General features: G+C 64.6%; 10 protein-coding genes and 1 pseudogene. 5 read left to right on the top strand and 6 right to left on the bottom strand.

Features of this window, described 5'->3' with window-relative positions:
- The 3 genes and pseudogenes from VIR09_RS29215 to VIR09_RS29205 form a co-directional block, all read right to left on the bottom strand.
- Window positions 1–234: pseudogene (locus VIR09_RS29215) on the bottom strand (PhoH family protein); the annotation flags it as partial.
- 60 nt (window positions 235–294) lie between these two features.
- Window positions 295–759 (bottom strand): peroxiredoxin, encoded by a 465-nt coding sequence (locus VIR09_RS29210; RefSeq protein ID WP_013392565.1) that lies wholly within the window; start codon window positions 757–759, stop codon window positions 295–297.
- A 1-nt stretch (window position 760) separates the two neighbouring features.
- Window positions 761–1,216 (bottom strand): Mth938-like domain-containing protein, encoded by a 456-nt coding sequence (locus VIR09_RS29205; RefSeq protein WP_332016047.1) that lies wholly within the window; start codon window positions 1,214–1,216, stop codon window positions 761–763.
- 297 nt (window positions 1,217–1,513) lie between these two features.
- On the opposite strand from VIR09_RS29205, the gene alaC reads away from it, so the two are divergent.
- From alaC to VIR09_RS29185, 4 genes are all read left to right on the top strand, one after another.
- Complete coding sequence (alaC, locus tag VIR09_RS29200) at window positions 1,514–2,701, top strand: alanine transaminase (RefSeq protein WP_056567313.1); 1,188 nt, start codon at window positions 1,514–1,516, stop codon at window positions 2,699–2,701.
- Between the two features lie 179 nt (window positions 2,702–2,880).
- Entirely contained in the window at window positions 2,881–4,185 is a 1,305-nt protein-coding gene (locus tag VIR09_RS29195; protein WP_332016049.1) for a homoserine dehydrogenase, read from the top strand.
- Between the two features lie 129 nt (window positions 4,186–4,314).
- Window positions 4,315–5,724, top strand: a complete 1,410-nt coding sequence (thrC, locus tag VIR09_RS29190) for a threonine synthase (RefSeq protein WP_332016046.1) — start codon at window positions 4,315–4,317, stop codon at window positions 5,722–5,724.
- A 179-nt stretch (window positions 5,725–5,903) separates the two neighbouring features.
- A complete protein-coding gene (locus VIR09_RS29185; protein WP_332016045.1) occupies window positions 5,904–6,125 on the top strand; it encodes a YgdI/YgdR family lipoprotein in 222 nt (73 codons plus the stop codon).
- An 82-nt stretch (window positions 6,126–6,207) separates the two neighbouring features.
- Here the strand turns inward: VIR09_RS29185 and VIR09_RS29180 are convergent, their stop codons facing one another.
- Together VIR09_RS29180 and pepN are read right to left on the bottom strand one after the other, a co-directional pair.
- The gene (locus VIR09_RS29180) at window positions 6,208–7,230 is read right to left on the bottom strand and encodes a class 1 fructose-bisphosphatase (protein WP_332016044.1); all 1,023 of its coding nucleotides are present in this window, start codon (window positions 7,228–7,230) and stop codon (window positions 6,208–6,210) included.
- A 9-nt stretch (window positions 7,231–7,239) separates the two neighbouring features.
- Entirely contained in the window at window positions 7,240–9,945 is a 2,706-nt protein-coding gene (gene pepN, locus VIR09_RS29175; RefSeq protein WP_332016043.1) for an aminopeptidase N, read from the bottom strand.
- A 149-nt stretch (window positions 9,946–10,094) separates the two neighbouring features.
- Here pepN and VIR09_RS29170 point away from each other — a divergent pair, with 149 nt between their 5' ends.
- Window positions 10,095–10,733 carry a DUF4136 domain-containing protein gene (locus tag VIR09_RS29170; RefSeq protein ID WP_332016042.1) on the top strand — a complete coding sequence of 213 codons (639 nt, stop codon included), beginning with the start codon at window positions 10,095–10,097 and terminating at the stop codon, window positions 10,731–10,733.
- 85 nt (window positions 10,734–10,818) lie between these two features.
- On the opposite strand, the gene VIR09_RS29165 is transcribed toward VIR09_RS29170, so the two are convergent.
- A partial coding sequence (locus VIR09_RS29165; RefSeq protein ID WP_332016048.1) for an H-NS family nucleoid-associated regulatory protein occupies window positions 10,819–10,989 on the bottom strand: 171 nt, incomplete at its 5' end.

Here is a 10,989-nt window from a genome sequence, read left to right as displayed (position 1 = left end):
CGGTGGCGGCACCTGGCGGGCGGGCGCGGGGATCTGCGCCTTGCGGGCCGGTGCGGCCAGGCCTTCGAGTTCGGGCTGGACGAGCAGCTCGTCCTCGTCGTCCTCGGCAAGGGCTGCCTGGGTATTGGACCGCGCAGCGGCGGTCTTGGTGCTGCGGGCCTGCGCCCGGGCGGATTCGCCCGAGGGGAAGGTCAGGATGGCTGCGGGACGGGTGGGCAACTTCGGAAGCGGCATATTTGTCACTCTCCTGTGTGGGCCGGCTATAGCGCCTGACGGGTAAAACCTGTGCTACTGCTAACCGATGCTTTTTGCTGCCTGCAGGACTTCCTTGGCGTGGCCCGGGACCTTCACCCCGCGCCACTCCTGCACCAGCACGCCGTAGGCATCGATCAAGAAGGTGCTGCGTTCGATGCCGCGCACCTGCTTGCCGTACATGTTCTTCTGCTTGATGACGCCGAACAGATTGCAGACGGTTTCGTCGGCGTCGGAGATCAGAGGGAAGGGAAGCTCGTACTTGGCTTTGAAGTTCTCATGCGACTTCAACGAATCGCGCGAGATGCCGATGACCACCGCGCTGGCCGCCAGGAATTCGGCGTTCAGGTCGCGGAAATCCTGGCTTTCGGTCGTGCAGCCAGGGGTATTGTCCTTGGGGTAGAAATACAGGATCACGGCACGGCCTTGGCACTGCTCAAGGCTGATCGGACCTATGGTGCTTTCAGCGGTGAACAGCGGGGCGGGCTTGCCTATGGTCGGCGTCATTTCAGGGATTCTCCGTTGGAGGGATGAGGGCCACGACTACGCGCCGGCCCTCCGCCATCAGGATGTTGTAGGTGCGCGAGGCGGCGTGCGTGTCCATGATCTCGACGCCGATGCCGGCCGCCAGCAGGGGCCGCAGCACGTCGGGACGCAGGAACTGTTGGCGCGCGCCCGTACCCACCAGCAGCACTTCCGGCGCATTCGCCGGTCGGCTGGGGGCGGCTTCCGGTTCGTCCAGGAAGGCCATGGGGTCGCGGACGGGCTCGGACAATCCGGCCGCCTGGCGCAAGAGAGTGGGGGTGATGTCGGCCGGCGACTCGACGGGCCAGTGGGTCACTTCGCCTTCGGGGCCGAACGCGACCGAGGAGGAAAAACGCACCTGGTTGACCTCGATATAGCCATCACCATAGGCGGTGACGGTATTCAGAGCGGCCGTCGCAGGATCGGTATGCAGCTTCAATAAAAACTCCAGCTTTATGTTCCCGATAATAGCGCATCAGGATGACGCCATGTTGCAGAGTATCCACCTATGGGAAAGGGGCTCGGACTGCGTCCGCGGCGCGGGCGGTTTCCCCTGAGCGCAGAGTCGAAAAATGACCCCTTTTTATTCCCATTTGCCGCCTAGGCGTCCTTGCGCTAGATTACAGGGTTTTGCTGCGCTGCAATCGTGAGCTGGCGCGGCTTTGAGCCCGTTTTCCCCTTCGCGCGACCGCGCCCTGGTTTTTTTGCCCTTTTATCGCCCCTAAGGATTCCCATCATGAGGAAGTTCTCCCGCATCGAGCGTTTGCCCCCGTACGTTTTCAACATTACCGGCGAGCTCAAGATGGCGGCGCGTAGGCGTGGCGAAGACATCATCGACATGTCGATGGGCAATCCGGACGGCGCAACTCCCAAGCACATCGTCGACAAGATGGTGGAAGCCACGTCGCGTCCGACCACGCACGGTTATTCCGTGTCCAAGGGCATTCCGCGCCTGCGCAAGGCGATCTGTGACTGGTACCAGCGGCGCTACGCGGTCGAGTTCGATCCCGACTCCGAAGCCATCGTCACCATCGGCTCGAAGGAAGGCCTGGCCCACTTGATGCTGGCCACGCTGGACCGCGGCGACACCGTGCTGGTGCCCAACCCCAGCTACCCGATCCACATCTACGGCGCGGTCATCGCCGGCGCCAACATCCGTTCGGTGCGCATGACGCCGGGCGTGGACTTCTTCGAGGAACTGGAGCGCGCCGTGCGCGAATCCATCCCGAAGCCCAAGATGATGGTGCTGGGCTTTCCCAGCAACCCGACCGCGCAGTGCGTGGACCTGTCGTTCTTCGAGCGCGTGGTGGCGTTGGCCAAGGAACATGACATCCTGGTGGTGCACGACCTGGCCTACGCGGACATCACGTTCGACGGCTACGTGGCGCCGTCCATCATGCAGGTGCCCGGCGCGCGCGATGTCGCCGTCGAGTTCTTCACGATGAGCAAGAGCTACAACATGGCGGGCTGGCGCATCGGCTACATGGTCGGCAACCGCGAGCTGGTCAACGCGCTCGCGCGCATCAAGAGCTATCACGACTACGGCACGTTCACGCCGATCCAGGTGGCGTCCATCGCCGCCCTGGACGGCCCGCAAGACTGCGTGAACGAAATCGTGGCGCAGTATCAAAGCCGCCGCGACGTGCTCGTGCGCGGCTTGCATGAAGCAGGTTGGAATGTGGAAATTCCCAAGGCGTCCATGTACATCTGGGCGCAGATCCCCGAACCCTACAGGGCGATGGGCTCTTTGGAATTTGCCAAGCGTGTCCTGTCGGATGCGAAGGTGGCCGTGTCCCCCGGGATCGGCTTCGGCGAGTATGGCGACGAATACGTGCGCTTCGCTCTGATCGAAAACGAGCAGCGCACCCGGCAAGCGGTGCGAGGCATCAAAGACATGTTCCGCAAGGACGGATTGCTGAAGTAGAGCCCACCCCCGCAGCGCTGCGCGCTTCCCCCTCTAGGGGGCATGCCTGCGGACCGGCGGAGCCGGATCTGCGGCATCCCGATAGGGGGCAGCCCCGTATAGGGTGTGGCATCTCTCGTACAGCATTATGGAGAACTGAAATGAATTCCCCTCAACGCCCGCCCGCAGAAGGCGCCGCGATGAAACCCATGAAAGTCGGCCTGCTCGGCCTGGGCGTGGTTGGCGGCGGCACCTGGGCGGTGTTGTCGCGCAATGCGGAAGAGATTGCGCGCCGCGCCGGCCGCCGCATCGAAGTGACCCGCGCCGCCGTGCGCGACGTGGCCAAGGCGCGCGCGCGCGTGGGCGACGCGATCCTGGTCGATACCGATGTGCATGCGCTGGTGCGCGATCCTGAAATCGACATCGTCGTCGAACTGATCGGCGGCGACACGCTGGCGCGCGAGCTGGTGATGGAAGCCATCGCCAACGGCAAGCACGTCGTGACCGCCAACAAGGCGCTGCTGGCCAAGCATGGCAACGAGATCTTTGCCGCGGCTCACGAGCGCGGCGTGATGGTGACCTTCGAAGCCGCAGTCGCCGGCGGCATCCCCATCATCAAGGCGATCCGCGAAGGCCTGACGGCTAACCGCATCCAGTGGGTGGCCGGCATCATCAACGGCACCACCAACTTCATCCTGTCCGAAATGCGCTCGCGCGGCCTGCCGTTCGCCGACGTGCTGGCCGAGGCGCAGCGCCTGGGCTACGCCGAAGCCGATCCCACCTTCGACGTGGAAGGCGTGGACGCGGCCCACAAGCTGACCCTGCTGGCTTCGCTGGCTTTCGGCGTGCCGGTCCAGTTCGATCGCGCCTACATCGAAGGCATTTCGCAGCTGGCCGCCGAAGACATCGAGCATGCCGAGCGCCTGGGCTACCGTATCAAGCTGCTGGGCGTCACCAAGCGCCGCCCGGACGGCATCGAGCTGCGCGTGCATCCGGCGCTGGTGCCGGCGGAACGCCTGCTGGCCAACGTCGAGGGCGCGATGAACGCCGTGCTGGTCAAGGGCGACGCTGTCGGCCCCACGCTGTATTACGGCCAGGGCGCGGGCGAAGAGCCCACGGCCTCGGCCGTGGTGGCCGACCTGGTCGACGTGACCCGTCTGCATACCGCCGACCCGGGCAACCGCGTGCCGCACCTGGCTTTCCAGCCGGACGCCATGTCCGATACGCCGATCCTGCCGATCGAGCAGGTCAGCACCTCGTACTACCTGCGCCTGCGCGTGGACGACCAGCCGGGCGTGCTGGCCGACATCGCCCGCATCCTGGCCGACCGCTCCATCTCGATCGGCTCGATGATCCAGCAGCCGTCGCACATTGGCGGCGCCGACATCATCTTCCTGACGCACGAAGCGGTCGAAGGCAACGTCAATCAGGCGATCGAACGCATCGAGGCATTGCCGTTCGTGCGCTCGAAGGTGACGCGCCTGCGCGTGGAAAACCTGACATGAAACAGGCCCACCCCCGAAGCGCCTGCGGCGCTTCCCCCTCAAGGGGGCGCCGCTGGCGGACCGGCAAAGCCGGCTCCGCGGCGGCCGGGATCCGGGGGCAACGGCGTAGCGCATAGCGGAACCATCGACATGAAATACATCTCTACCCGCGGCGGCATGGCCGCGATGGAATTCTCGGACATCCTGCTGGAAGGCCTGGCGCCGGACGGCGGCCTGGCGGTGCCGGAGCAACTGCCCCAGGTCTCGGCCGAAACGCTGGAGTCCTGGCGCGGCCTGCCGTATGCCGACCTGGCGTTCGAAGTGCTGTCGCTGTTCGCCACCGACATCCCGGCCGACGATCTGCGCCGCCTGACGCGCGCGGCCTACACCCAGCAGATCTTCAACAGCGAGGACATCGTTCCGCTGCGTCCGCTGGACGGCGGCCTGTCGCTGCTGGGCCTGTCCGAAGGGCCGACGCTGGCCTTCAAGGACATGGCCATGCAGTTCCTGGGCCAGGTCTTCGAATACGTGCTGTCCAAGCGCGGCACCACGCTGAACATCGTCGGCGCCACCTCCGGCGACACGGGTTCGGCGGCGGAATACGCCTTGCGCGGCAAGCAGGGCGTGGCGGTATTCATGCTGTCGCCGCATGGCCGCATGAGCGCCTTCCAGCGCGCGCAGATGTATTCGCTCCAGGACGAGAACATCCACAACATCGCCGTGCACGGGGTGTTCGACGAAGCCCAGGACATCGTCAAGGCCTTGGCCGGCGATCTGGCGTTCAAGACCAAGTACCGCCTGGGCGCGGTCAATTCCATCAACTGGGCGCGCATCGCCGCCCAGGTGGTGTATTACTTCCACGGCTGGCTGCGCGCCACCAGCAAGGCCGGCGAGCAGGTCTCGTTCGCCGTGCCCTCGGGCAATTTCGGCAACATCCTGTCCGGCCACATCGCACGCAGCATGGGGCTGCCGATTCGCCACCTGGTGCTGGCCACGAACGAGAACAACGTGCTGGAAGAGTTTTTCCGCACTGGCGTCTATCGTCCGCGTCCGGCAGAACAGACCTACGCCACCTCCAGCCCGTCGATGGACATTTCGCGCGCTTCGAACTTCGAGCGCTTCGTGTTCGACCTGGTCGGCCGCGACGCGGTCCGCGTCAAGGAACTGTGGGCCGGCATGGCGCGCGACGGGTCTTTCGACCTGTCCGATCTGAAGCCGCAGTTCGAGGAACGTTATGGCTTTGTGTCGGGCGCCAGCTCACACGAAGACCGCCTGGCGACGATCCGTTCGGTCTACGACGAAACCGGCGTGCTGATCGATCCGCACACCGCCGATGGCGTCAAGGTCGCGCGCGACTTCGTCGAACCCGGCGTGCCGATGCTGGTCCTGGAAACCGCCTTGCCTGCGAAGTTCTCGGAAACCATCGAAGAGGCGCTGGGCCGTCCGGCCACGCCGCCGGGCAACCTGGCCGATCTCGAATCCCTGCCGCAACGCGTGGAAATCATGGATTGCGACCAGGCCGCCGTGCGCCGCTTCATCGAGGCCAACGCCAAGGTGTAAAGGCCGCTTGCGTCTTGTATGCGTGTGCAACCCCTCGCAGGCCAGGCTTGCGAGGGGTTTTTTGCGTTTTGGCGGGTCCGCTTCATTACCTTCGCACGCATTTTGACCACAACCCGTCACGAATGAGGGGACAGTGTCCGATACATTGAATCCACGATTCACTTTCGGAGAATACGCCCATGAAACTGAAGACCATGACGCTCGCCCTGGCCGTGACCGGATTCGGGGTACTGGCCGGATGCTCGTCTCCGTCGGTCATTCAGCAGCGGGACGGCAGCTCGACCGTGACGCCGGATACGCCCCAGTACGACAAGGATTCGGGCATGTACGAATATGACAAGGACGGCAAGAAGGTCCAGATCAACAAGGACGACGTAAAGTCCATTGAACAGGTGAAGTGACCGCCGTTCCGGCAATCCACCCATGAAAAAGCCCCGGCCGCAAAAGGCGCCGGGGCTTTTTCGTTGGTGCAGCGCTGCAGGCTTACTGCTTGGCCGCGTCTTCGGCGTGGTAGCGGCCGACGCGTTCGACTTCGTTCTTCGAGCCCAGGATCACGCTGACGCGCTGGTGCAGCTTGTCGGGCTGGATCGCCATGATGCGCTGCGCGCCGTTGATCGCGGCGCCGCCGGCCTGTTCGACCAGGAAGCTCATGGGGTTGGCCTCATACATCAGGCGCAGCTTGCCGGCCTTGCCGGGCTCGCGGGCATCCCAGGGGTACATGAAGATGCCGCCGCGGGTCAGGATGCGATGCACGTCCGCCACCATGGAGGCGATCCAGCGCATGTTGTAGTCCTTGCCCAGCGGACCGGTCGTACCGGCCAGGCAGTCGTCGACGTAGCGCTTCACCGGTGCAGCCCAGTGGCGCATGTTCGACATGTTGATGGCGAACTCCTTGGTGTCTTCCGGTACGCGGATGTTCTCGTGCGTCAGCACCCATGAGCCCATTTCGCGATCCAGCGTGAAGCCCACCACGCCGTTGCCGATGGTCAGCACCAGCATGGTCTGCGGACCGTAGACGGCATAGCCGGCCACGACCTGCTTGTCGCCCGGCTGCAGGAAGTCCTGTTCGCACACGGGCGCGCCCGACACGTTGTGCGGCGCGTGCAGCACCGAGAAGATGGTGCCGATGGAGACGTTGACGTCGATGTTCGAGGAGCCGTCCAGGGGATCGAACAGCAGCAGGTATTCGCCCTTGGGGTAGCGGTTCGGAATCAGATGGATGGTTTCCATCTCTTCCGAGGCCATGGCCGCCAGGTGGCCGCCCCATTCATTGGCTTCGAGCAGGATCTCGTTGGACAGCACGTCCAGCTTCTTCTGCACCTCGCCCTGGACGTTCTCGCTTTCCAGACTGCCGAGGACGCCGCCGAGCGCGCCCTTGCTCACCGCATGGCTGATGGCCTTGCAGGCGCGCGCGACCACTTCGATGAGCAGCCGCACTTCCGGCGCAAGGGCTTGGGTGGAGCGCTGTTGCTCCACCAGGTATTGGGTCAGTGTTTTGCGTTTCAAAGGAACCTCCTATGCTGCGAATTCTAAAGCCTTGGATACGATTTCCTGCACGTTGCGCGACAAGCCTGCGTGCGCGCGCACCTGCTGCAGGGCGGCCTGCATGGGCGTGCGCAGGGCGGGGACGAAGCGCGACCAGTTGTCCAGCGCGCGCGCCAGACGGGCAGCAATTTCGGGATTGAGCGCGTCCAGCGCCAGCACCTGCTCGGCCCAGAAGGCGTAGCCCGTGCCGTCGGGATGATGCATGCCGCGCGCGTTGTTCAGGCAGAACTGGAAGATCAGCGAGCGCGCGCGGTTCGGGTTGCGCAAGGTGAATGCGGGATGCTGCATCAGTTCGCGCGCCGTCTGCACGGTGGTTGAGCGTGCCGCGGCCTGCAGGGCGAACCACTTATCCACCACCAGGGCGTTGTCGCGCCACTTGTCGTAGAAGGCGGCAAGCGCCTTTTGCGGGAACTCGCCCTGGCCGAAATTGATCAGGGCGGACAGCGCCGACATGCTGTCGGTCATGTTGCCCGCTTGGTCGTACTGCTGCTCAGCCAGGCGCTGGGCGTCGAGTTCGCCCGCCGCCATCAGGTGGCTGAGCGCCAGGTTCTTCAACGCGCGCTTGCCCGCCGGAACCGGCGCCGGGCTGTATACGCCCGGAGTCTGGTTGTCTTCGAAAGCCTGGCGGAATTCGGCGGCCAGCTGGCGCCCCAATTCGGCGCGCAGGAAGTCGCGCGCGACCGCGAGCGCGGGCGGATCCACCTGCTGCATGCGCTCGGCCAGGGTCTTCTCCGATGGCAGGGCCAGGGCGCGGGCACGGTAGGCGGCGTCGATCTCGGGATCGGTCAGCAGCGCACGCCAGGTGTCGATGAAGGCGGAATCGGCATGCAGCGTCTTGCCGGCCTGGCGGGCCTCGGCCAGCGCCAGGATCTGGCGGGTGGCGAATTCCTGACCGGCCTCCCAGCGTGCGAAGGGATTGCTGTCATGCGCCGACAGCAGCGCCAGCTCTGCGTTGGTCCAGCCGTAATCGACGATGACGGGCGCCGAGAAGTCGCGCAGCAGCGACGGTACTGGACGCTCGGCGATATCGTCGAATACCCATTGCTGGCTTTGCTGCGTCAGTTCCAGCAGCGCGGTTTCCTCGGCTTCGCCTCCATGGCGTAGCGGCAGCGCGCGGCCGCTCTGGTCCAGCAGGCCGATGGCGAAGGGGATATGGAAGGGGGCCTTCACGTAGTCGGCGCCGGCCTTCCTTTCCACGCCGACTGGCGGGCATTCCTGGGTGAGTGTCACGGTGCAGCGGCGCGCGGCGGCGTCGTGTTCGAGCTTGACCGTCACGCGCGGCGTGCCGGCCTGGCGGTACCAGCGGCGGAATACGGACAGGTCGCGGTCCGGATGTTGGCGCACGTAGACGGACTCCATGGCGGCGACGAAGTCGTCGCAGGTCACGGCCTGGCCGTCATGGCGGCGGAAGTATTCGTCCATGCCGGCGCGAAAGCCTTCCTCGCCCAGCAGGGTGTGCTGCATGCGGATGACCTCGGCGCCTTTCTCGTACACGGTGGCGGTGTAGAAATTGCCGATTTCCTGGTAGCTTTCCGGCCGGATCGGGTGCGCCATGGGGCCCGCATCTTCCGGGAACTGGGCGGCGCGCAGCGCGACCACGTCGTCGATCCGCTTGACCGCGCGAGCGCTTGCGGCTTCGGCGGCATCCATGCCGTCGGCCATCATGTCGGCGCTGAACTCCTGGTCACGGAAGACGGTCAGACCTTCCTTCAGGCTCAGTTGGAACCAGTCGCGGCAGGTGACGCGGTTGCCGGTCCAGTTGTGGAAGTACTCGTGTCCGATGACGGATTCGATGCCTTCGTAGTTGGCGTCCGTGGCCGTCTCCGCATCCGCCAGCACGTAGGCGGCGTTGAAGATGTTCAAGCCCTTGTTTTCCATCGCGCCCATGTTGAAGTCATGGACGGCCACGATCATGAAGCGGTCCAGGTCCAGCTCCAGGCCGAAGCGGCTTTCGTCCCAACGCAGCGCGCGCACCAGCGAATCCAGCGCCCATTCGGTCTTGGACTCCGAGCCCGGGTCGCTGTAGACCTGCAGCAGCACGTCGCGGCCGCTGGCGGTCTGCACGGTGGTTTCGCGGTGGGTGAGCTTGCCGGCCACCAGAGCGAACAGGTAGCAGGGCTTGGGGAAGGGGTCTTCCCATTCGACTTCGTTGCGGCCGTCGGGCAATTGGCGCGTAGCCAGCAGGTTGCCGTTGGACAGCAGCACCGGGTATTCCGGTTGCGCGCGCAGGGTCACGCGGTAGCGCGACATGACGTCAGGCCGGTCCGCAAACCACGTGATGCGCCGAAAACCCTCGGCTTCGCATTGGGTGAAGAAGTTCCCGCCCGAGACGTACAGGCCCATCAGCGTGGAATTGGCCGACGGCTTGCAGCGGCTGACGATTTCCACCGTGGCGCTGGACGGCAGGCCGTGGAGGGCCAGGCTGTGTTCGGACAGGCGGTAGCTATCGGCGGGCAGGGCCGCGCCATTCACGCCTACCGAGACGAGTTCCAGGTCTACTCCATCCAGGACCAGGGCGGCGTCGGCGCTGGCCCCGGCCTTGCGCTGCACTTGCATCGTGCAGCGCACTTCGGTCGCGTCCGGCGCGAGGTCGAAGGCGAGGGCGACTTCGGGAATGTCGTAGGGGTAGGGCTGGTAATCCTTGCGATATACGGTTACGGGCGTGTCTGTGCGCATGGAATTGCAGTCCTGTATGAACGAGGCCTCTATTGTAGTGGTTGGGCATGACGCGCCGCTCCGGGCCTTTTGGCTTACCGTAAACTTTTTGTAGCGGTTCGAGTCAAAGTCAGTATGATGGCGCCGTCGCGCGGCGGAGGGGTTGCAAAATGTTGAGGTTGTCCATGTTCAATGCACGTCGCTGGGCGGGCCTGCTGGCCGTGGCGGGCGCGCTCGCCCTGACGGGGTGCGCAGCGCCGACGGTTTCCGCGCGGGTGACTTCCTTCCAGCAATGGCCCGCGGGCGTGGAGGGGCAGACATACCAGTTCATTGCCGCCGATGCCTCGCAAAACAACAATCTCGAATATCAGTCCTATCAGGACATGGTGCGGGCTGGCATAGGCGCAACCGGCCTGGTCGAAACCAGGCCTGGAGCCAAAGGCCGTTTCGACGTGTCGTTCAACTACGGCACCACGCAGACCCAGATAATGGTGCAGCGTCCGTACGACCCATACTTTTACGGCGGCTATGGCTATGGCGGGTTCTACGGCCCGCGGCCCTGGGGAGCCGGCTATGGTTATTGGGGGCCCGAGTGGGTGGATGTGCCCATGGCCGTGCAGCGCAATACCCTCACCCTGCATATCTACGACACGCAGCGTGGTGGCGCGGAGGTGTACCGTTCCAGCGCTTTCATATTGAGCGAGCGCGACGATTTCCTGCGGACCATGCCATACCTGGTGCGCGCAATATTTGATAATTTTCCCGGGAATAATGGCGCGGAGCGCGAAATCCGTTTCCCGGTGCAGTAAATCCCGGCGGCTTTTGCGGCCAGCCCTTAAATAAAATCGGCGCACCATAACGGTGCGCCGATTTTTCTTACTGACGAATAGGTTCTTATTCTTTGATAAGAAAACTGTCGCGGGTTGCGCCGGCGGCTTCTTCCGCGGCGAGCCAGCGGGGGGCCTTGCCACGGCCGCTCCACGTTTCCCCTGTTTGAGGATGGCGGTACTTGGGCGCAACGGCGCGTTTGGCGGCGTTGGCCGGACGGGCAGCGGCGCCGGCCTT

The organism is Achromobacter sp. (assembly GCF_036567245.1).
In the GTDB taxonomy this organism is placed as follows: Bacteria; Pseudomonadota; Gammaproteobacteria; order Burkholderiales; family Burkholderiaceae_B; genus Achromobacter.
This window is presented reverse-complemented; position numbering and strand designations above follow the sequence as displayed.